The organism is Gordonia sp. LMA167, from assembly GCF_058130025.1.
Genome location: NZ_CM176708.1, coordinates 1,585,214 through 1,606,673 on the forward strand (window position 1 = coordinate 1,585,214; position 21,460 = coordinate 1,606,673).

General features: G+C 69.5%; 14 protein-coding genes and 1 pseudogene. 8 read left to right on the forward strand and 7 right to left on the reverse strand.

Annotated features, from left to right (window positions below; translation table 11 throughout):
* Positions 1-44: 44 nt before the first annotated feature.
* From ACVT6V_RS07120 to ACVT6V_RS07130, 3 genes are all read left to right on the forward strand, one after another.
* A complete protein-coding gene (locus tag ACVT6V_RS07120) occupies positions 45-1,064 on the forward strand; it encodes an esterase-like activity of phytase family protein (protein WP_489899100.1) in 1,020 nt (339 codons plus the stop codon).
* A 104-nt stretch (positions 1,065-1,168) separates the two neighbouring features.
* Positions 1,169-2,068, forward strand: coding sequence for an ABC transporter ATP-binding protein (locus ACVT6V_RS07125; RefSeq protein WP_489899101.1), 900 nt, complete (start codon positions 1,169-1,171; stop codon positions 2,066-2,068).
* 4 nt (positions 2,069-2,072) lie between these two features.
* Positions 2,073-4,631, forward strand: coding sequence for an ABC transporter permease (locus tag ACVT6V_RS07130; protein ID WP_489899102.1), 2,559 nt, complete (start codon positions 2,073-2,075; stop codon positions 4,629-4,631).
* 30 nt (positions 4,632-4,661) lie between these two features.
* Here ACVT6V_RS07130 and ACVT6V_RS07135 read toward each other — a convergent pair whose 3' ends face one another.
* Entirely contained in the window at positions 4,662-6,260 is a 1,599-nt protein-coding gene (locus ACVT6V_RS07135; protein ID WP_489899103.1) for an MFS transporter, read from the reverse strand.
* A gap of 52 nt (positions 6,261-6,312) precedes the next feature.
* Between ACVT6V_RS07135 and ACVT6V_RS07140 the strand changes: the two genes are divergently transcribed.
* Together ACVT6V_RS07140 and ACVT6V_RS07145 are read left to right on the forward strand one after the other, a co-directional pair.
* Positions 6,313-6,933, forward strand: coding sequence for a TetR/AcrR family transcriptional regulator (locus ACVT6V_RS07140; RefSeq protein WP_489899104.1), 621 nt, complete (start codon positions 6,313-6,315; stop codon positions 6,931-6,933).
* A 314-nt stretch (positions 6,934-7,247) separates the two neighbouring features.
* Positions 7,248-7,991: a hypothetical protein gene (locus tag ACVT6V_RS07145; RefSeq protein WP_489899105.1), complete on the forward strand. Its 744-nt coding sequence runs from the start codon at positions 7,248-7,250 to the stop codon at positions 7,989-7,991.
* Positions 7,992-8,057: 66 nt separating this feature from the next.
* Here ACVT6V_RS07145 and ACVT6V_RS07150 read toward each other — a convergent pair whose 3' ends face one another.
* A complete protein-coding gene (locus tag ACVT6V_RS07150; protein ID WP_489899106.1) occupies positions 8,058-8,831 on the reverse strand; it encodes a class I SAM-dependent methyltransferase in 774 nt (257 codons plus the stop codon).
* Complete coding sequence (locus ACVT6V_RS07155; RefSeq protein WP_489899107.1) at positions 8,824-9,501, reverse strand: TetR/AcrR family transcriptional regulator; 678 nt, start codon at positions 9,499-9,501, stop codon at positions 8,824-8,826. The genes ACVT6V_RS07150 and ACVT6V_RS07155 overlap by 8 nt, the downstream gene beginning before the upstream one ends.
* Before the next feature lie 251 nt (positions 9,502-9,752).
* Here ACVT6V_RS07155 and ACVT6V_RS07160 point away from each other — a divergent pair, with 251 nt between their 5' ends.
* The gene (locus ACVT6V_RS07160; protein ID WP_489899108.1) at positions 9,753-10,907 is read left to right on the forward strand and encodes a glycosyltransferase family 4 protein; all 1,155 of its coding nucleotides are present in this window, start codon (positions 9,753-9,755) and stop codon (positions 10,905-10,907) included.
* Here the strand turns inward: ACVT6V_RS07160 and ACVT6V_RS07165 are convergent.
* Positions 10,840-12,579 (reverse strand): MmpA family trehalose lipid delivery protein, encoded by a 1,740-nt coding sequence (locus ACVT6V_RS07165; RefSeq protein ID WP_489899109.1) that lies wholly within the window; start codon positions 12,577-12,579, stop codon positions 10,840-10,842. The genes ACVT6V_RS07160 and ACVT6V_RS07165 overlap by 68 nt on opposite strands.
* Positions 12,580-12,591: 12 nt before the next feature.
* The gene (locus ACVT6V_RS07170; RefSeq protein ID WP_489900737.1) at positions 12,592-13,518 is read right to left on the reverse strand and encodes an HpcH/HpaI aldolase/citrate lyase family protein; all 927 of its coding nucleotides are present in this window, start codon (positions 13,516-13,518) and stop codon (positions 12,592-12,594) included.
* Positions 13,519-13,639: 121 nt separating this feature from the next.
* Between ACVT6V_RS07170 and ACVT6V_RS07175 the strand changes: the two genes are divergently transcribed.
* On the forward strand, positions 13,640-14,872 hold the full coding sequence (locus tag ACVT6V_RS07175) for a polysaccharide biosynthesis protein (protein ID WP_489899110.1): 1,233 nt from the start codon (positions 13,640-13,642) through the stop codon (positions 14,870-14,872).
* On the opposite strand, the gene pgfA is transcribed toward ACVT6V_RS07175, so the two are convergent.
* On the reverse strand, positions 14,799-15,989 hold the full coding sequence (gene pgfA, locus ACVT6V_RS07180; RefSeq protein WP_489899111.1) for a cell envelope lipid trafficking protein PgfA: 1,191 nt from the start codon (positions 15,987-15,989) through the stop codon (positions 14,799-14,801). The two genes, ACVT6V_RS07175 and pgfA, sit on opposite strands and share 74 nt — an antisense overlap.
* Before the next feature lie 58 nt (positions 15,990-16,047).
* Here pgfA and ACVT6V_RS07185 point away from each other — a divergent pair, with 58 nt between their 5' ends.
* Positions 16,048-17,310 carry an acyltransferase family protein gene (locus ACVT6V_RS07185; RefSeq protein WP_489899112.1) on the forward strand — a complete coding sequence of 421 codons (1,263 nt, stop codon included), beginning with the start codon at positions 16,048-16,050 and terminating at the stop codon, positions 17,308-17,310.
* Positions 17,311-18,191: 881 nt separating this feature from the next.
* Here ACVT6V_RS07185 and ACVT6V_RS07190 read toward each other — a convergent pair.
* Positions 18,192-21,440, reverse strand: a pseudogene (locus ACVT6V_RS07190) (alpha-(1->3)-arabinofuranosyltransferase); the annotation flags it as partial.
* Between the last annotated feature and the right edge of the window lie 20 nt (positions 21,441-21,460).

The window sequence follows — 21,460 nt, forward strand, 5'->3', positions numbered from 1 at the left end:
CGTCACCACGGGGAGACCAGCGGCATCGGGTAGGGTGCACCCCTATGAGACTTCGCTTGTGGGGGGCGGCGATTGTGTCCGCTTGTGCTGTAGGTCTTTCCGCGACGACGGCGGGTGGGGCCGTCGCCGCGCCGCCGAGTCCGTCGCAGGGCGCGGTGGCCCTGTACCGCGATTCCACGGTGATCAGCGGTGTTCCGACCTTTGGCGCCATCTCGGGTCTGGACCGCACCGGTAACGGCACGTACGTCCTGATCTCCACCGACGTCGGTCGATTCGGTCCGGCTCGCACGTACTCCGCATCCATCCCGTTCAACTCGGTGACCGGATTCGCCGGTACCGGTCAGATCACCGGTGGCGGCACGGTCCTGGCTCCCGGCAACCTCCCGATCCTGCCCGGCGGTGCGCAGTTCGAGGGCATCCGGCGGGTCGGCGACGACTACGTGGTCGCCAGCGGCGGCGCGAACCAGTTCGTCCGTGTCGTCGGCCCCCTGGGCAATCATCTTCGTGACCTGCCCCTTCCGGCCGCGTACCGCGTCAGCTCGAAATCCGGTCTCAACGGCCAGCGCGGGTTGACCGGCGTCGCGGTGTCGCCCGGCGACCGGATCAGCGCGATCACCGCCGGCGGGCTGAAGCAGGACCCGACCAACTCGGCCCGCCTGGTCACATGGGCCGGCCGCGGCACCTCGGAGTACGTCTACCGCACCGATCGGGACAAGGTCGCCGCGGATGTGCTGGCGGTGAACAACACCGACTTTCTGGTTCTCGAACGCGGCAAGGGTCGGGTCGCCCGCATCTATCTCGCGACCACCCGGGGCGCGCAGCGGGTGACGGGTAAGAAGCGGCTGTCGGGGAACGAGACCGCGATGCCGAAGAAGCAGATCTTCTCCACCGCCCCCCTCACCCGGCTGGACACCGGCAATATGTCGGGATTGGCGTGGGGCAATTGGCTTCCGGACCTCCCATGGCTCACCTACCGGTCACGGATTCTGTACATCGTGACCAACGACATGTTCGCCGGACCGACCCGCGTGCACGCGCTCGAAGTCCATCTCCCGAAGCACTGATCCGTCGGTCTGGGTCATCCGTGTGATCGACCCTGAGATTTCCGGTGGCCACTCAGGGATATTCCTGATGGCCAACCGGGCCGAGATTTGGCACGGTTGATGCCATGACATCGGCTAAAACGGACGAGGCTTCGTTGCACACCCCCACGGTCGCCGCCGGCGCGACGGATCTGACCAAGGTTTACGGGACGGGTGACACCGTCGTCGAGGCACTACGTGGTGTCACCATCGAGTTCGCCAGTGGCGAGTTCACCGCCATCATGGGGCCTTCGGGATCGGGTAAGTCCACCTTGATGCACTGCCTGGCCGGACTCGACGTCGCGACCGGCGGCCGGGTGCACATCGGTGATGTCGACCTGACGGGCCTGTCGGACAAGGCGATGACCATGTTGCGGCGCGATCGGATCGGCTTCGTGTTCCAGTCGTTCAATCTCGTCCCGACCCTGACCGCGCGGGAGAACATCACGTTGCCGGTCGACATCGCCGGCCGTGACGTCGACACCGCCTGGTTCGACACGGTGGTGGACCGGTTGGGCATCACCGACCGTCTCAGTCACCTGCCGAGCGAACTGTCCGGCGGCCAGCAGCAGCGTGTCGCCTGCGCCCGGGCGCTGGTCGGCCAACCGGACATCATCTTCGGTGACGAACCCACCGGAAACCTGGATTCCCGTTCGTCGGGCGAGGTGTTGGAGATCCTGCGCGCGGCGACCGACGAGTTCGGGCAGACGGTCGTGATCGTCACGCACGATCCCCGCGCCGCCTCCTACGCCGACCGGGTGGTGTTCCTGGCCGACGGTCAGATCGTCCGGGAGTTGGCACGCCCGTCGGCCGATGACGTGTTCGAGGTGATGAGGAATCTCGACGGCGCCGGGAGCGGAGCGAGCGGGCCGGGTGTGTCGGGCGCCGGGAGCGGAGCGAGCGGGCCGGGTGTGTCGGGCGCCGGGAGTGCAGCGAGCGGGCCGGGTGTGCCTGCCGCGGAAGAGAATCCGTACGAGGTCCGCTGACACCATGGCAACCGCATCGGTGATGCGCCGGGTTTCGCTGCGAAATCTGCGCGCACACAAGCTCCGTCTGTTCTTGACGGTGTTCTCGATCGTCCTCGGCACGTCGTTCGTCGCGGGCTCGATCGTGTTCACCACCACCATCTCGAAGGCGTTCAACGACATCTTCGACTCGGCCGCCCCGGGGGTCGCGGTCGAGATCACCCCGGACAACAACCAGTCGCCGGGCGTGCCGCAGACGGTCATCGACGACCTGCAGAATCGCAGTTCCGAGCTGGGGATCGATCGGATCGTCCCGAATTACACGGGTACGGTGACGATCGCGAACTCGGAGGGCAAGGCGCTGCAGACCGGCGGTGCGCCCAGTATCGGCACCGCCTACCTGCCGCCCGACGCCGCCCTGTCGCCGGATGCGAGCAAGCTCCTGCCGGGCGGGCGTGGACCGACGAACGCCGGTGAGATCGCCTTGAACGCGTCGGCGGCTCAGAAGGCGGGACTGGAGGTCGGATCGACGACACAGCTGGTCTTGGGGCAGGGGTCGGCGCAGCCACGCGAGGTGAAGGTCGTCGGGCTGATCGACCTGCCGGGTTCCACCGGCGGATACGTGAACGTCCAGTTCGATCAGGCCACGGCACGAAGTCTGTTCTCCGACGGTCAGCACGCCGCCCAGGTGGACATGTCGGCGGTGGACGGGGTCAGCCCGACCGAGTTGCAGCAGCGTGTGGAGGCGGCGCTGCCTGCCGACACCTACAAGGTGCGTACCGGTGATCAGGTCCGGCAGGATCAGAAAGACCAGGTCAACCAGTTCCTCACCATCTTCACGGCAATTCTGTTGGCGTTCGCGGCAATCGGGCTCATCGTCGGAACGTTCATCATCTACAACACCTTCTCGATGATCGTCGCGCAGCGGAACCGGGAGTTGGCGCTGCTGCGTGCGGTCGGCGCGAGCCGGCGCCAGGTGTCACGGTCGGTGCTGTTCGAGGCGTTCGTCGTGGGCCTGCTCGGGGGCGTCCTCGGTCTGGGCATCGGGGTCGGCCTGGCAGCAGTGCTGAAGGCACTCACGACGTCCTCATCGGGACTCCCCGATGCGCCGTTGCAGGTGGGAGTCTGGGCGGTGGTGGCCGCGATGTTCGTCGGCGTGGTGGTCACGATGGTCAGCGCGTGGGTGCCTGCGGTCCGTGCTTCACGGGTGCCGCCGGTCGAGGCGATGCGGGCGGGGATGGCCGAGGGGTCCGCCCCGCTGGCGACCCGGACCATCGCCGGGATCGTGATCGGTCTCGCGTCCCTGGTGGCCATCGTGATCGGCGCGATGGGGGTGGGGACCGGTCCGGCGATCGCGGTCGGGATCGGTGCGGCCGGGGGTATCGCGGCGGTGGTTCTCGCCGGGCCCGCGTTGTCCCGGCCGATCGTCGGTGCGCTCGGATCGGTGATCGGTGCACCGTTCGGGCGGATCGGGAGGCTCGCCCGGACCAACGCCGTGCGCAACCCGCGCCGTACCGCGGCGACGGCTTTCGCGCTGACGTTGGGTTTGATGCTGGTCGCGGTGATCGGGACATTGGGTACGTCGTTCAAGGGCACCGTCGACGATGCCGTCGACACCGGCATGACAGCCGAGTTCATCGTCGCCGGCGCGAATCAGATGCCGGTGCCGGGCGCGGTGTCCGATGCGGTGGAGAAGGCCGACGGGGTCGGCTCGGCGGTGAGTTTCGGGATCATCCGTGCGAAGGTCGGCAACGAGACGGTCACCGGTTACGGCACTGTGGGCGGACAGCCGGCCGATGTCGTCGCCCTGTCGATGAAAGACGGTGCGTCCGACCAGTTGCCGGCCGACGGCATGATGGTCAGCGAACGGACCAGCGATGCGAACGGGTGGAAGCGCGGCGACGTGGTCACGTTCACCGGCCCGACCGGCGAGCAGGTTCCGGTCACCGTGTCGGGGGTGTATGCGGACAACGAGGCCGCACAGCCCTGGATGGTCGGACCGGACGTCTACGACCAACTGGTCCCCGCGACGGCCCAGGTGAGCGCGACGATCTTCGTGACGCCGAAGGCCGGGGTCAGCGCGGACACGCTACGCACGAGCCTGGAGAATGCCACCGATTCGTATCTGACCGTGCAGGTCATGGACCGCACCGAGTTCAAGAGTTCGGTGTCGAGCCAGATCGATCAGATGTTGGCGACCCTGTACGCGATGCTCGGCCTGGCGCTGCTGATCGCGGTGCTCGGGATCGTGAACACGCTGGCATTGTCGGTGGTGGAGCGCAAGCGTGAGATCGGCATGCTGCGTGCGGTCGGCATGTTGCGCGCCCAGGTCCGGCGCAGCATCTACCTGGAGTCGGTGCTCATCGCGATCTTCGGAGCGCTGATCGGGGTGGTCCTGGGCAGCGTGATCGGGGTGGCGCTGGTGCGGACACTGGCGAAGTGGGGCCTCGGCACACCGGTGGTGCCGTGGAATCTCATCGTCGTCACACTCATCGCCTCGGCCGTGGTCGGCGTGCTGGCGGCTTTGTGGCCGGCTGTCCGGGCCGCCCGGACCCGACCGCTGGAGGCGATCGCGGAGGCGTGAGGTGACCGGTCGGCGTGCCGGGTCTCTGCTTCAGTTCCTCGTCGTCGACCTGATCTCTGCGGGCGTCTCCGGCACCGTCCGAGGGTCGGTGGCGGCCGACATCGCGCGCGGACTCAGGAACACGAGGATGGTCGCCCCGACCAGCATGATGGCACCCATGACGATGCAGGACGTGTTCAGCGGCCCGACGAAGGCCTGTCTGGCCTCGGCGGCGATCTGACCCAATGCGGTTGCCTGCCCGGGGTTCTGGGCGATGAGCGCATCGATCGTCTGCAGGGCCTCGGCGAGCGAGCGGGAGATGTGCTCACCCAGTTCGGTCGAGCCGGATGCCGAGGCGACGCGGTTGGCGACCGGCGCGATGTTGCCGGTGTAGCCGGCCGCGACGATGCTGCCGGTCAATGCGATGCCGATGGCGGCGCCGACCTCGCGGAAGGTGTCGTTGACGGCAGATCCCACCCCTTGGTTCGCCGACGGGGTGTTGGCCATGATCGCGGTGGTCGGCGGGGCGGTCGCGAAACCCTGCCCCGCCGAGCCGAGCAGCAGTAACGGCAGCAGCCCGAGGTAGGTGGTGTAGTTCAGCACGCCCATCAGGATCAGTGCGATGCCGGTGAGTCCGACGCCCAGCACGAGGATGGTCCGCAGTGAGTATCGGATGGCCAGCCAACTGCCCACCGGCGACAGGACCATGATGACCGCGATGAGCGGCAGCAGTGCGGTGGCGGCCATCAGCGGTGACATCCCGAAGTCGAGTTGCAGGCGTTGCAGAACGACGAAGAACAGACCCAGGGAGGCGAAGAACTGGACCAGGATCGTGAACGCGCCCGCGGAGAACGCGCGGTTGGCAAACAGCTGGACGTCGAGAAGTGGTGCGTCGCGGCGGTATTCGATGAGGACGAAGAGTGCCGCCAGTGTCAGCCCGACGATCAGCGCAGCGATGACGAGAGGGTCATCCCAGCCGCGGCTCGGCGATTCCAACAGGCCCAGGACGAACAGGAACACAGCGGATGTCGACAGGACGGCACCGGGCAGGTCGAACCGTTTCGGTTCGTCGTCCCGCGACGACGCGATCGTGCATGACGCCAGCGCCAGCGCCGCCGCCACGACCGAGAAGCTCACGAAGATCGAGCGCCAGTTGAACAGCTCGAGCAGGAATCCACTGACGAAGAAGCCCGCGATGCTGCCTGCGCCCGCGACGCCGGCCCAGATGGCCACCGCGAGGGGACGTCGGGCCTCGGGTAGCTCCGAGGTCAACAGGGACAACGTGGACGGCATGATCATCGCGGCGGCGGCCCCGGCCAGAGCACGGCTCGCGATGACGGCCGTGGGGTCGTCGAGCCAGAGGGGTGGCAGCGAAGCGATGGCGAACAATGCCAATCCGGCGATCAAGAGGCCGCGGCGGCCGTAGCGGTCGCCGAGCGCGCCACACGGAAGAAGGAGTGCGGCCAGCGCGACGGTGTAGGCATCGATCAGCCACGTCATCTGGGTGGAACTGGCACCGATGGACGGTCCGATGTCGGGCAGGGCGACGTTCAGTGCGGTCATCGCGCCCGCCACCAGCGACAATGCGGCGCAGGCCACGCACAGCAGCCAGATCCCGCGCGCCCCGATCCGCTCGTGATCCGTCACCATCTCGGTGACCATACACTCATTTACCTCTGTATGTTCAGGTTAGAGTGGCGCCATGGTGCGGCGAACGGGCTGGGGTGGCGTGCTGCCCGCCAGCGACGCCGACGCCGTCGCGCGCATCCTCGCGGCGACGCGTCGGGTGATCGAATCCGAGGGCGTCGGGGTGAGCGTCACGCACGTCGCGAAGGAACTGCAGGTCACCAGACAGACCGTGTACCGGTATTTCCCGAGCCTGCAGGCCCTGGTGCAGGCGGTTGCACTCGAGTCCGCCGAGGCGATGGTGCCGGCCATCCTCGACCGTGTCCGATCGACCACCGACCTGCCCGGTGCCGTGGTGGAACTCTTGGCGTCGGGTATCGAAGCACTGACCACCGACCGGGTGCTGGTCTTCTTGCTCGGTCAGGGCGCCACATCGGGTCTGCTCGGTGGGTCGATGACCGGCCCGGCGGCGCGCGTCCACGCGCGAACCATCATCGAGCGACTCGACATCGACTGGACCGGTCTCGGACTGGATGACGACGAGTTCGATCAGCTGCTGGAGTGGTGTCTCATCATCACGAGCGCCTACATCCAGCGTCCCGCCGACGAGATAGCCCGGCCGGATGAGTTGCGCACCTATCTGACCGACTGGCTGGCGCCGGCCATCCGGGCGAGAACGGCGCTCCGACCTGCATGAACTCCGGCGGCGTAGAGGAGCGCTCGCGGACGTGCGAAGGGCGGTCCTTCGTGACGCATCGCTCGTTCCTCGCGAGGCTCCTCAGGAACCGGGAAGAGTTGCATCGCTCGTTCCTCGCGAGGCTCCTCAGGAACCGGGAAGGGTTGCATCGCTCGTTCCTCGCGAGGCTCCTCAGGAACCGGGAAGGGTTGCATCGCTCGTTCCTCCCTCGGTCCCTGAGGAGCGGGCTTGCGCTGTTCCTCCCTCGGTCCCTGAGGAGCGAGCTTGCGAGCGTCACGAAGGGCCGACCGGGTCGCAATGACACAATCGGTGCCATGACCCGACCACCCGACGACCCCTGGGATCCGAATCGTGAAACCCCGGAGACGCGACGCTTCGAACCGTCTGACGACACCGCGGCGTACGACGAGACGGCAGCGTATGGGCCGACCGATGAGCTGCCCGGCCAGCCGCAGCCTCCCCAGCCCCCGCCACCCACAGCGGGGCATCCGGGTCAGTACGACGCGCCGCAGGCCTACACCCAGGCCGCGTACGGCCCGGGCTACGACCAGCCCGGATACGGGGAGCCGCCGCGACCCAAGAACACCGGGCGAACCGTCGGATTGATCTTGGCGGCACTGGTCGGCGTGGTGGTGGTGGCGCTGGTGGCGGTGCTGATCGCCCGTGGCTCCGGCGGCGACGACAGTTCCAGCGCCGGGGCGGCATCATCGACGACGAGCGACACCACGACGAGTGACGAGACGACGACCACCACGACCACCACCGACGAGACCACGACCACAACCACACCGACCGTCGCCCCGGGCGCGGTGGTCTATCAGTTGACCGGCAACGGGGACGTCGTCGCCATCCGCTACCTCAACGAGGGCAGTTCCGTCGTCGTCGCGGCCGCGGGCACACCGTGGTCACAGGCTGCGACGGTCGGCGGATCGTCGGCGGAGATCACCGCGATCGTCATCCGCGGTCCGGTGACCTGCAACATCCTCCGCGGACGGGATCTGTTGGCGTCGTCGACCAGCAACGGGGGGCCGTTGCGCTGCGCGGCGACCCTGCGCTGACGACACCGCGCTGACGACACCGCGCTGACGACCGTGCGCTGACGACCGGTGCCGAACAACCGGTCGTCAGTGCTTGCGCATCACCAGGACGAGATTCGTCCCGACGACCTCGCGGAGTCCCGGTACCCGCATCACCCACCACATCCAGTGCGGGAGATAACGCGGAAACGCGGCGACCAGCTCTGCCCGCGACCGGGTGGCTGCGGCCCATCGCAGGCCCTGACCCGCGGTCACCGGGAACAGCGACGTACCGAACAGATTCTTGGGCGGGTGACCATGCCGGCGCGTGTACCAGCGCGCCGCCCGGTGCCCGCCGACGTAATGGGTCAACCCCATCTCGTGCCCGCCGAACGGACCCCACCACAGTGTGTAGCTGATGATGACCGTGCCCCCGGGCCGCGTGACCCGTAGCATCTCGTCGGCCATCTGCCATGGCCGCGAGGTGTGCTCGACGACGTTCGACGAGAACGTCACGTCCATCGAGCAATCGGCGAACGGTAGGTGTTGGCCGGAACCGCGGACCGTTGCACGGTGGTCCATGCCGCCGGCGTGCATCTCGGCCGGATCGGGCTCGACGGAGATGTAGTGCGCACCTTCCCGGCCGAAAGCGTCGGCGAAGTATCCGGGCCCACCGCCGACGTCGAGGACCACCGCCCCGTCCGTCGACCCGGCGTGCCAGTCCGCGGTCATCCGCGCGGTGTCGGCGGCGATCGCGCCGTAGAACCGGGCGGGATCGGACTGTTCATAGCGGAAGTCGTTGAGCAGCCGTGCCGCGCGGCGCAGGGTGGCATGCCGCGCGAATGGGGCGGTGTTCGTTCGGGGCATCGGTCGATCACGCATCACTGTCGAGGGTGCCCCGTGACGTGGCGACGAGTTCACGCAGCCCGGCCATGAAGGTCTGCAGTGCGAAGCCGAACTCAGTGCCGAGATCCTTCGGCAGGGCGGGCGCCACCGTCGTGATCGCCGGATACTGGTCGGTGTCGAGCGCACGGTAGTAGTCCGCGGCGGCCGTTCGGTCGGCGATCTCGTCCTGAGTGAACTGCAGGGCGTAACCGATGATCAACCGGGCGAGCGCGTGATCGGCGGCCGCGGCGTCGGTGGGCGACAATCCCGCCCCCATCAGCAGGCGCAGCGACGTCTCGTAGCGCACCAGACCCATCGGACCGAACTCGAGCTGGCCGGCGAACAGTTCCGCGGAGTGTGGGTGCCGGCACAGGACGTCGAAGGCGATCACCGCCGATCCCTCCACGATCGCGCCCCACTCGTCGCCGAGGTCAGCAGCGCCGATCTCGGCGACGACCTCGGTGAGCACGTGTTCGGCGAGGCGCCGGCACAGCTCGTCCTTGCCGCCGGGGAACTGTCGGTACAGGGTCGACGTCGACGAGCCGAGGCTGCGGGCCAACGCCCGCATACCGAGGGTCGCGACGCCTCCGGTGGACAGCAACCCGAGCGCGTCGGTCAGGATCGCCTCGGCCGGTAGCGGCGGGCGTCCTCGGGCTGGTTCGCTCATCGGGGTGTTCTCGTCCTTCGGCCGACAATTCTGTGGGTTCGCTCCCACGACTGGAACGGCGGAAACGTCTCAACTATCGTTGTAGACGTCCGTGGGATTATCGGCTACAGTGTAGCCGAAACGATGGCCACGGCCCGTTTTGCGGAAGGACTCCCAGAGGTCGGACGCGGTGTGGAGGGGATGCCACGTACGACCCTGGGATTTCCGTCCACACATCCTTCGCTTACCCACATCACCTACGCTGTTCTGCGATGACCGAGACCACCCACGTGCTCCTTCTGTGCTGGCGTGATACCGCGCACCCGCAAGGCGGCGGTAGCGAGCGTTACCTCGAGCGGGTCGGCGCGGAACTGGTCGAACGGGGCCTGCGGGTCACATTGCTCACCGCGGCCTACGAGGGCGCTCACGCGGAGGAGATGCGTGACGGGATCCGCATCCTGCGCGCGGGCGGACGGTTGTCGGTGTATCCACGGGCGTTCGCGACGATCCTGGCGGCCCGCTTCGGTCGCGGTCGGCTCGGGCGCTCGGCGCCCGACGTCGTCGTCGACACCCAGAACGGAATCCCGTTCTTCGCTGCGCTGGTCTCACCTGCGCCGACCGTGGTGTTGGTCCATCACTGTCATCGTGAACAGTGGCCGGTGGCCGGTCGGCTGCTTGGACATCTCGGCTGGTTCCTCGAGTCGCGGGTGTCACCGTGGGTGCACCGTCGCAACCGCTACGTCACGGTGTCCGGTCCGTCCGCGGGCGAGCTCGCCGGTCTCGGAGTCGGCGACGACCGGATCACGGTGATCCGTAACGGCGTCGACCCGTTGCCCGATTTCGGCTTCGACCCCCGTGGGGAAGATCTCGGACCGCGTCTGGCCGTACTGTCCCGTCTGGTTCCGCACAAACAGGTCGAGGATGCGCTGGCAGTGGTGGCCGAGCTGCGGCACACGCGACCCGATGTGCGCCTCGACGTGATCGGTGGCGGCTGGTGGTCGGATGAGTTGCGCAGGCATGCAGAGCAACTCGGCGTCGAGCGATTCGTCACCTTCCACGGGCACGTCGGTGAGGTCCGCAAACATCAACTGCTGGCGCAGGCCGATGTCCATCTGCTGCCGTCCCGCAAGGAGGGGTGGGGTCTGGCGGTCATGGAGGCGGCGCAGCACCGGGTGCCCACGATCGGCTATCGCAGCTCGGTCGGTCTGGTGGAATCCATCGAACACGGCGAGACCGGGCTCGTCGTCGACGGCGTCGACGAATTGGTGAGTGCGGCACGCAAACTCATCGACATTCCGGAGGAGGCGGCACGGCTCGGCGGCAACGCCGCGCGCAAGGCGGCCGGGTACTCGTGGTCGGTCACCGCGGACGGATTCGTCGAGGTGTTCGACGACGTGCGGCGTACAGCGCGAGGCCGACACCGCTGAGAATCGATGCCGACCAGATGACGTGGGCGATGATGACCGACGACCGCGCGGACGTCGAGGCGCCGAGATCGGCGACCGGCCCCGGCACGCGGTAGAGCGTGAGGTCGTGCCCGCGGAACGCGACGATCCCGTCACGCGCGAGATCCTCTGGCGGCGAGTCGTTCTCCACCACCACCCAGCCGATCCCGAGTGCTGCCAACCTCGCCGTCGATCCGCCGTGCGACAGCGCCGCGTCCACGTCCGCGCCACGTCCTGATGCGGGGTCGACGACCACCGAATCGACCGTGAGCTCACCGGAGTCGGTGACGGGTGCACGGACCATGCGCGGCAACGGGTTCAGTGACGGTCCAGTGGTGAAGGAGTACTGCCGCACCGCGCCGGTGGGCCACACGGCGACGGCGCCGGCGTCGGCCGGGACCAGTTGCGCGACCGCAGCCCAATCGGACGGATAGGTGACGGTCGAGATCTTGCCCCCGACACCCCAGGCGAGATCCGGAAGAGGCGCCGCGATCAGCAGGATCGCTGCGGCGAGCGCGAATCCGGCGGGCACCCAGCGGCGGGCCTCTGCGACAGCGGCGGCAACCGCCACGGCGAGGAACGGTACGAGCAGTGCAGAGTACTTCTGGGTGTCGCGGAACAGGCCCAATCCGGGGACCGTCGCGGCGAGCTGCGACAGGCCGTCGGCGACCGGGCCGATGGCGGCGACCGCCAGGGCCGCCGTGGTGACCGCGGCGAGGACGGCGAGTGCCACGACCGTCCCACTCTGCTCGTCGCGGCGTGTCCACAGCCACACAGATCCCAGCGCGACGACGATCAGCAGCGCCGCGGTCGCCACCGCCGCCCACCAGATCGTCCGGCTCGCCGGCACCGCGTCGGCGTTCCAGATACCGCCGAGACCGACGATGGTGCCGAGCGTGCCCAGGCCCGGCTCGGCACGGATACCGAACACCGCGAACCCGTCGGAGCCGCCGGTGGCGGTTGCGTTCCCGACGATCGTCGCGGTCAACCACGGCAGTGCACCGAGCAGCCAGATCCCGCAGGCGATCACGAACGCACGCAGGCGTCGGGCGATCAGCAACGGGATGGCCAGCACCGCGATCATCACGATCGCCGACAACATCGACCCGGTGGGGGTGAAGCCGGCGAGACCCGAGGCCGCCACCAGGTGTGCCCACGGAGCCCATGGCGCCCGGCCCCCGTCGTCAGGACCACCGCGGACGATGTCGACGGCGGCGACCACGATCCAGCCCAGGGCGGCGTAGGACACCAGCAGGCTCCAGTGGCCCTGCAGGAGACGTTCGGCCACATAGGGATTCCACACCGCGAGCACCGCCGCGGCCACCGCGCCGGTGCGGCCCGCCGCCCCGACGACTCGACCGGCGAGACGTCCGTACCCGACTCCGGCGAGGGTCAGGGCGGCAAAGGTGATCGCGGTGACGACCACACCACCGTCGACCACGCGGCTGAGGCCGGCGACCACCCAGTCCTGGGGCACGGCACGCGGGGCCACACCGCCGATCCCGAGCGTCGTGTCGGTGACGAACGAGCGTGGGGTCGACACCGCATCCCGGTACAGGAGATGCCCGGAGCGCAACAGCGGCGCCAGGATGACCGCACTGCTGCTCGCGCTGACGACGAACAGCAGAGGCAGCACACCACGTCCGGCAGCCACTACAAGAGCGGCTCAGTAGTGGTGGGTGTCCGACGGCGCCGGTGAGTGCACCGGATCGTCGTCGTAGGCGGTGGCCTCGATACCGTAGGCGCGGGCCAGGTCGAGGATCTTCGTGGCCCGGGCGATGCGCGGCAGGTCCGAGCCGTTGCGGATCTCGCCTCCGTCGCGTTCGAACTCCGCGAAGAATTCCTTGGCCCAGCTGATCTCGTCCTGCGAGGGCGACAGTCCCTCGTTGACCGGGTGGCACTGGTCGGGCGTCAGGCAGATCTTGCCGGTCATGCCGAACTCGGCGCTGACCGCGGTGGCCTCGGACAGTTTCAGCGAACTCGATCCGACGGTGGGGCCATCGATTGCGCTCGGCAGGTGAGCGGCCTTGGCGGCGATGGTGAATCGCGATCTCGCGTAGGCGAGGGTGGCGGGATCGTCGCCGAATCCGGTGTCGCGGCGGAAGTCGCCGATACCGAACGCCAGCCGGAATGTGCCCTTCGCCGAAGCGATCTCGCTGATCCTCTCGAGTCCCCGAGCGGTTTCGACGAGTGCGACGATCGGGACGCCGGGCAGCCGCTTGGCGGTCTCGGTCACATGGTCGACCGATTCGACCATCGCCAGCATCACCCCGCCGACGGAGGTTTCCGCCAGGGCCTCGAGATCGTCGGCCCACCAAGGTGTTCCGAAACCGTTGACCCGGACCCAGTCGGAGTGGCCGTCGGCGAGCCAGGCGACCACGTTGTCGCGGGCGGACAGTTTGTCCTTCGGTGCGACGGCATCCTCGATGTCGAGGACGATGATGTCGGCGCGGGAGTGCGAGGCGGTCTGGAATCGGCCGGCCTGGGCGCCGTTGACGAGCAGCCAACTGCGCGCGAGCACCGGGTCGATGCGGAAGCCGAGGGGGGCATCCGGCCCGGTCGCGGCGCCGGTGTCAGGGTTCTGGTCGTACATCGGTGGCTTTCTCACGGTCGGGATGCTGCTCGAGGAATGCTCACCATCGTTGCCTATCGTCGACGCGCCGCGCAAAGCGCCCCGTTCCTCGCCCGACGCGGCGACGTGCAGACTTGATCGCATGGAACAGACCGACCGTGGTGGCCTGGCCGGTGCGCTGGGCTGGGTGGCCGCGGGGTCGATGATCGCCAATGTCTGTTCCTATGTGATCCATCTGACGGCGAGCCGGTGGTGGCTCGACACCGCCGACTACGGCGAACTGGCGGTCGGGCTGACCGCCATGTTGGTGCTCACGGTCGCGGCTCTGGCGCTGCAGGCCGTCGTCGCCCGGGCGGTCGTCCGCCATGCCGATCCCGCCCGGATTCGTCGCGTCACGGTGCAGACCTCGGTCGCCATGGTCGGCGTGGTCGTCGTGGCCACCCCGCTGGTGGCGTGGGTGGCGTCGATGGGGCTGGTCACCTCGGCCGCCGCGCTGGCCGCTGCTCCGCTGCTGACGGTGATCGGCGCCGGGCAGGGGGTGTTGCAGGGCCGCGGGCAGTTCCGGTTGCTCGGCTGGGTGCTGGCCGGCGTCGGACTCGTGCGTACGGTCCCGGTGATCGGGGCGCTGGCGGCCGGTGCGGGCCCCACCGGGGCATTGGCTGCGGGGGCGGGTGGCGCCGCCGTCGCCGCGGTTCTGGTGTTGTGGGCGACGCGGTTCTCGGATCGGTCCCGGCCGACCGTCCCGGCCGTGGACAGCTCCGGCCTCGACCTGCTCGACGTGGTGCGTGCCTCCGGTGTGCAGCTGGTGCTGATCGTCGCCGTCTCCATCGACCTGCTCCTGTCGCGGACCGTCCTGTCACCGGACGCCGCCGGCATCTACGCTCTCGGTGCCATCGCCACCAAGGTGGCGTTCTGGCTCCCGCAGGCCGTCGGTGTGGTCTTCTATCCGCGACTCGCCGATCCGGCCACCTCGCGGCGGTCCCTGAGACACGCCGTCGTCGTGGTCGCCGTGATCGGCGTCGTCGTCACCATCGGCGCAGGTGTCGCGGGTCCGCTGGTGCCGGTCGTCGTCCGTCCCGAATATCAGCCGCTGGTACACATTCTGTGGCTGTTCGCCTACACCGGATCGATGCTCGCCATCCTGCAGGTATCCCTGCTGTCCGCGATCGCGCGGCGGGAGACGGTGGTCTCGCTGGTGACATGGCTGGTGGTCGGTGCCGAGGTGATCGTGATCCTGACGGTCGTCCACGGCATCCTCGCGCTCGCGGTCACCGCTGCGGTGGGCGCCACGGTGGCCGCGGTCACGACGACGCTGGCGGGTCTGCGTCGGGTGCCGAGCGGGGACGCCGTCGTCGCGGGCGCCACGCCGGATTGACGATGACCAGCCCGGCGCCGATGGCGGCGACACCGGCGACGACGGCCAGCAACGGTATGACGCGACCCCAGATCGTGATCGGGGTGGCCAGCGCCGTGGCCCGCTCGCTCAGTCGGTGTCGGGTCCGCTCGTCGTAGGCGAAGGTCGCCGACAGGTTGGTCAGCCGCTGGTCGGGCAGGCTGGTGTCGATGAACCGGTAGGTCTCGTCGACGGTGATCCGGGCGTCCAGGATGGTGCCGGTGGTGGGGTCCACCGAGAGTTCCCATCGGCCGGCGTGATGCAGCGTGGCCGTCACCGGTCGTGCCGGGTCGACTCCGTCGAGACCGAACCAGGATGCGGGGCGGGTGATGATGGTCGGCGGAGTGCTCTGCGCGGTGCCGTTGCCGATCTGGTGCAGGTCGGTGTCGGGGACGTCGGCGACGAATCGGCCGGCGTCACGGCCGTGGACGGTGGTGTCGCCGGTGTAGCGCAGGGGCACCGTCCGGCGGGTGGTGACGTCGAAGAAGAGGTGATCGGTCGTCGACACCCCGAACGGGAGCAGATAGGTGTAACCACGGCGGTCGGGCACCCGGATCGGGGCGGCGTCACTGTCGTACTGGATCTCCGAACTGCCCGGCTGACCGTCGGTGGAGTGGGTGAGGTCGGGCAGCGCCGTGGTCCGGTCGAGGGTGACGCGATCACGCACCGCGTTGACGGTCGGGTCGGTGCACGGCGACTCGCCGGCCGGGCGCGCGACCTCGCTGCCGGGCCGCGGTGCGCCGGGGTCCACCTCACGGCCGTCGATCGTGAGGTGTTCGGCCTGGATCGAGGTGCCCGCCTGCAGGGTGACGCGATCGGCATCGGCGGGTCGGACCGCCACGAACCGCTGTTGGTGGACGAGTGCGGCGTCGACGACACGGGCCTTCGGTGTCGCCAGCGAGCACCGGTCGAGGATGCGGGCGGGTTCGGTGGTCGCCGCCGCGGTGGTGACGTCGGTGCTCAGCGGAATGGTGCGCAGATTGTCGACGAAGACGGTCGGCAGGGCGATGGCCGCCGCCAGCAGGAAGCCGCCGACGAAGATGAGGACCGGCCCGATCAGATCGCTCGTCGACAGACGACTCGGACCGGCTGAAGGCATAGGGGCGAGCCTACTGATCACGGTCGGGGCCCCTTCGCGGCTACCCTGGTTGACCAGCATGGCCACCATCGAGAGCACACCCGACGCCGTCACGGCGACCCGGCGTTTCTTCCCGCAGCTGGAGGGGATGCGCGCGTTGGCGGCGATCGGTGTCCTGACCACCCACGTCGCGTTCCAGACCGGGACCGTCTCACTGCCGGTCATCGGTCCGCTGCTCGGTCGCCTCGACCTCGCGGTGGCGTTGTTCTTCGCGCTGTCGGGGTTTCTGCTGTGGCGGCCGTGGGTTGCCGCTGCCACCGCGCCCACCCACGCGGCCCGACCGTCCGTGCGGCGTTATCTGGCGCATCGCCTCGTCCGTATCTGGCCCGCCTACCTCGTCGTGGTGATCGTGGTGCTGACGCTGGTCCCCGATGCGAAGGGCGCCGACCTCACCGTGTGGCTGGCGAATCTGACGCTCACCCAGGTGTTCGTGCCGCTGTCGCTGACCGCTGGGCTCACCCAGATGTGGAGTCTGTCGGTCGAGGTCGCCTTCTACCTTCTGCTCCCGGTGATCGGGTTCGCGTTGGCGCGTCTGCGGGCGGACAACGGGCGGCTGAGGTGGCGCATTCCCGCGTTGGCCGGACTCGGCGTGCTCAGCCTCGGATGGGCGTGGCTCGCGATGGTGCTGCCGGTGGCGGCCGGAGTGGAACCGAAGAACTGGGTGTTCGGCCATCTGCCCTGGTTCCTGGCCGGCCTGGTGCTCGCCGAGCTGGCCGGGGCGATCGAACTCGACACGCACCGGCCGGCGCGCTGGGTCCGGATGATCGTGCGGCTCGGTGCGCGACGTCGGCTCATGGCGGCGACGTTGGTGCTCGCCTACGGACTCGCCTGCACGGCGCTGGCCGGGCCGACCGGCCTCGGCGACCTGTCGGCGCTGCAGTTCGCCACCAAGATGGTGCTCGGCGCGGTCTGCGGTTTCGCCCTGCTCGCGCCGCTGGTGCTCGGTGCCGGTCCGTTCCGGCTGTTGACCTCGCGGGTGATGCTGGCCCTGGGCCGGTGGTCCTATGGCATCTTCATCTGGCATCTGGCGGTGCTCGCGGCCGTCTTCCCGCTCTTCGGCATCGTCGCATTCAACGGGGACTTCCTGCTCGTCTGGACCATCACGCTGCTGCTGACCATCGGGGTGTCGGCGGCGAGTTATGCCTTCGTCGAGGAACCGGCCCGGCGGTGGCTGCGCGACCGGGAGCGCCGAGATAGCCACGATGCCGCGTCGTCCGGCGATGCGTCGCCGACAACGGCCGACCACACGGTCAGCGACACCGCGATCAACGCCGGCAGCTGAACCCACCACTCGAAGCCGTGGTAGCCGGTCGACGCGTGCCACGGGCCGCTCGCCAGGCCGAGGGTCGCGAGCAGCATGGCGATGAACACGAGGACGACCCCGACACGGGGTCGGACCCACAACGCGACGCCACCCAGCACCACCGACACGGCCAGACCCCACCAGCCCGCCAGCAGCCAGGAGGCGGTGAGCCACGACGCGGCGCCGGCGACCCGCAGCCACGGTTGCGGGCCGACCTCTCGGCGGGATCGCGATTCTCGAGGTCGAGGTCTCGGCCACCACGCCGCCACGAACAGCAGCGCCACCAGCACCAATCCGATGCACAACGCCCACCGGTAGACCGAATCGAAGCGGTAGGTCAGGGTCAGCGTGCCGGCGGTCCCGGCCGGCACCACCCATCCCTGCTGCCAGCCGTTGACCACGACGGGGGTCAGATCCCGGCCGTCGAGCCTGGCCTCCCATCCCGGGTTGGTGCTCTCCGGCACGACGAGGAGCCGTTCGGCCGCGGCCGCGTCGACGGACACGCTCCGATGGGTGGCCGACCAGTCGGCGACCCGGGGGACCACCGGAGCGGGCGCAGGTGAGGTGTCACTGCCGGACACCGGCAGCGACACCTGCTCGACGGTGAACGCGTCGCCGGGGTTGGCCGACAGCTCCTGCTCACCGGCGCCGAGGCGCACCGCTGTCGGGTCACCGCGCCCGGCACCCGACTGCGCGGACGGGCACGGCCGGGCGACAACGGGTTTCCCGGACCGCAGGTGACCCGCGGTGGTGTGCACCGACATCCCGATCACCTGCCCCGACACGGTCAGACCGATCCCGGCGTCGCAGCCGATGTCGATGCCCCGGTCGTCGTCGGTCGTGGGCGGTGACGTCGGCAGGATCTGCACCTCACTGATCCCGGCCGGCGCCGGCCGGGCGAAACCGAGGCTGTTCACGTCGATCAGGTCGGCGGTCTTGGTGACGGTCAGCCGGATCCGGTCGGTCACGGCGGGGTCCAGCCCGATCACCCCGTCCCGCCCGACGTCGCCGGCCTGCGTACCGGTTCCGAGATCGACGGTCACCCGCCGTGGGGCGGCCGGATAACGCTGCGGAGTGACGAGCCGTAGACCGGTCACCCGCTGCTGGTGCGGAAGGGTGATCACCAACTCCGGGTCGTCGTCCTTCGTGCCGGTCGAGTCGGCCGCGGGTTCCGGTGCGGTCCAGGTGGTTCCGATGTCGCCGTCGACGGCGGCAGCGGCGTTGCCGCGCGGGTCGTCGACGGCGGTGGGGCCGTCGGCGGTAACCTGACCGGGACCGGAGATCAAGGAGCGCAACGCATCACCGGATCTCGGCCGCAGCACCATGGTCGGCGTGACGGACACCGGTGACGGCACCGACAGTGCGCGGGTGAGGATCCCGGGTGACTCCGGCGCCAGACCGAGACCCGGTGCGCAGCGGACCGACGCTCCGTCGGCGACACATGCCGAGCGGCCGCCGAGCTCCTGGGTGAGCAGCCATCCGGACACCGGCGTGCCTCGCGGCGGGTCGGGGAGGGTGACCCGATGGCGGATGACGAGCGGCGCATGGGTGGACAGATCGGTCAGCGACACCTCGCCGAGCGCGAACTGGTTGCCCGCCAGCCCGTTCGCGGTGCTGATCGCCCGGATCTGCACCCAGTGGGTCGGCCCGCTCGGCGCGGTCACGGTGACCGGCTTGCCCGGACGGACACCCTGGGCGACGGCGCTGCCGGCCTCGGTGGAGACGAGCAGGCCCGACACATCCGGCCCCAGCGCCTTGCTCGTCGTGATCGTGAGCGCCAGATCTGCGCGGGGCTCGGTGAAGTCCAGGCGCAGCCACTTTCCGACGGCGGAGTCGAGATCGTTGGACACCCAGGCGGTGTCGGGGTCGCCGTCGAACGCCGCGGCCGGCGAGTTGGCCGGCGACGTCTGACCCAATTGGGTTGCGTCGGAGGCTGATCCGGAGGTGCTGACACGGATCTGGCCGGGTTGGTTGTTCAGCAGCCACTCGCCCTGCACGAGCGGTTGTCCGTCGACCGGATAGTCGGGGACGGCGTTCTGGGTGCGCCGTGCATCGCCGTCGGCGCGGATCGCGGAACTGTGGTCGTCGACGCGCCCGAAGTCGGTCTCGCGGTCGGCCGGCGTGTCGGTGATCAGCACTCCGCGGCCATCCGTCAGACCGGCGCGGCGGGCGTCGGCGTCGAGGAGCGCGGGACCCATCGGCGGCAGGCCCGACCAGGCCCGTTGCGCCTGGACCGCGGCGAGCGCCTCCGGTCCGCCGGCGACGCGCGGCGCCGAGGCGGCGTCGACGAGTACCGGCCCGGTCCCTGGGAATCCGGTGACGTCGCGGACCGCGTAGATCTGGATGGCGCGCATCGTGGGGCGTAACCCGTTGTCGCGCACCACCCCCGGAACACTGCCCGGCCCGACCTCCGGGCCGAAGACCGCCACCCGCTCGAGCCCCGGTGACTGCTCGAGGGTCTGCTGGGCGACCAGCGGGCGGGCCGACCGGGACGAGTCCGGGTCCAGGTCTGCGCGCAACACCACGTAGCCGATGCCCTGCTGTGCCAACGTCGCGGCCAGGCCGGGCGAGCCGCGGCCGTCGGCGATGTCGCGTTGCACCGAGTCCAGCGCGCGGATCGCTCCCGGCGGCGTCAAGGGTATGGCATCGCGGACCGCCCAGGGGCCGTCGGCGAGCGGCTGCAGGGGTTCGTCGCGGGTCAGACCCCACAGCTGGTCGGCGAACGGTGCGCCGGGGACCACCAGACTGCGTACCGGGGCGCTGCTGCCGGGCGGATCATCGTGCGCGGAAAGCCATTTCGCGGCGCTGGTCCAGTAGTCGGGGATCGCGCGGTAGGTGCCGGCCGGCGCCAGTTGTCCGGTCCACATCAGGGAACCCGCGCCGATCGCGGCCACCACCACCACGATCGCCGCCGCGACGGGGCGGGAGCGTTGCGGGTGGGCGAACGCGGATGCCGTCTCCCGGAGTGGGGCGGCGCCCGGCAGCGGGACCCGGCCGAGCAGATGAGCGATGCCGAGAACGAGCGGGATCCGGACGAACGGCTCGAACTTGTGGATGTTGCGCAGCGCGGCGCCGGCTCCGTCGAGGAAGACCCGGACCGGTTCGGCGATCGGCGAGCCCAGTTCCCCGGCGAAGCCGACGCACATCAGCAGCAGACCCGTCACCAGCACCGTGACCAACCGTCCGCGGGACGGGATGTGCCGCATACACAGGCCGGCGAGTCCCGCGGCGGCGAGAACGCCGGTGGCGACCACGGCGGCGGGCTGGGTCACCAGCACCGCGCCCGCCACCCGTTCCGGTGACACGAACGGCGTCCAGGAGCTCGTGCCGCGCAGCACCTCGGTCAGTGAGGTCCATTCGGTGGTCACCCGCGACGACTCGATGAAGTCGAGGAACGGCGGACTGACCCGCGACAGGATGAGCAGCGGCACCACCCACCACGCGCAGGCCATCGTCAGGCCCACCGACCACCACGCACCGAACCGCCACCAGCGCGCAGTGGGCACCGAACTCAGGAACGGTGTGTGCAGAACCCACCACAGCGCGGCGACCCCGAGGGCGGCGAGGGTGGCCACGGCGTTGACCGCGCCCATCAGGGCCACCGCGGCGGCCGACTGCAGCGCCGATCGCCAGATCGGGCCGTCGTCGCGGTCGAGGACACGGACGAGCGGCACCATCACCCACGGCGCCAACACCGTGGGCAGGGTCTCCGACGAGATCGAGCCGATCGTCGTGAGGACCCGCGGGCTGAGCACGAAGATGATGCCCGCGACCATCCGGGAACCCGGCGAGCCGATGCGCATCGCCTCGGCCAGCCGCACGATCCCGACGAAGCCGACGACAAGCAGCAACGCCCACCACAGACGTTGCACGACCCATGGCGGCAGATGCGCGACGTCACCGAGCGCGAAGAACGCCCCGTGCGGGAAGAAGTAGCCGTATGCCTGGTTCTGGACCTGCCCCAGCGGGGCGTTCGGGGTCCACAGATGGGCCGCGCGGGCCAGGAAGCCGAGCGGATTCGCGGTCAGGTCGAGCTTGGTGTCGGCGGAGATGCGCCCGGGCGACTGCAGGAATGAGATGACGAGCGCGCAGAGGGCCGCAATGGCCACGCCGCGCCGCGACAGGCGTC

Bases quoted from the DNA above. Each gene is read 5' to 3' on its own strand.
- ACVT6V_RS07120 (WP_489899100.1), top strand. From the start codon at position 45: ATGAGACTTCGCTTGTGGGGGGCGGCGATTGTGTCCGCTTGTGCTGTA.
- ACVT6V_RS07125 (WP_489899101.1), top strand. From the start codon at position 1,169: ATGACATCGGCTAAAACGGACGAGGCTTCGTTGCACACCCCCACGGTC.
- ACVT6V_RS07130 (WP_489899102.1), top strand. From the start codon at position 2,073: ATGGCAACCGCATCGGTGATGCGCCGGGTTTCGCTGCGAAATCTGCGC.
- ACVT6V_RS07135 (WP_489899103.1), bottom strand. From the start codon at position 6,260: ATGGTGACGGATCACGAGCGGATCGGGGCGCGCGGGATCTGGCTGCTG.
- ACVT6V_RS07140 (WP_489899104.1), top strand. From the start codon at position 6,313: ATGGTGCGGCGAACGGGCTGGGGTGGCGTGCTGCCCGCCAGCGACGCC.
- ACVT6V_RS07145 (WP_489899105.1), top strand. From the start codon at position 7,248: ATGACCCGACCACCCGACGACCCCTGGGATCCGAATCGTGAAACCCCG.
- ACVT6V_RS07150 (WP_489899106.1), bottom strand. From the start codon at position 8,831: ATGCGTGATCGACCGATGCCCCGAACGAACACCGCCCCATTCGCGCGG.
- ACVT6V_RS07155 (WP_489899107.1), bottom strand. From the start codon at position 9,501: ATGAGCGAACCAGCCCGAGGACGCCCGCCGCTACCGGCCGAGGCGATC.
- ACVT6V_RS07160 (WP_489899108.1), top strand. From the start codon at position 9,753: ATGACCGAGACCACCCACGTGCTCCTTCTGTGCTGGCGTGATACCGCG.
- ACVT6V_RS07170 (WP_489900737.1), bottom strand. From the start codon at position 13,518: ATGTACGACCAGAACCCTGACACCGGCGCCGCGACCGGGCCGGATGCC.
- ACVT6V_RS07175 (WP_489899110.1), top strand. From the start codon at position 13,640: ATGGAACAGACCGACCGTGGTGGCCTGGCCGGTGCGCTGGGCTGGGTG.
- pgfA (WP_489899111.1), bottom strand. From the start codon at position 15,989: ATGCCTTCAGCCGGTCCGAGTCGTCTGTCGACGAGCGATCTGATCGGG.
- ACVT6V_RS07185 (WP_489899112.1), top strand. From the start codon at position 16,048: ATGGCCACCATCGAGAGCACACCCGACGCCGTCACGGCGACCCGGCGT.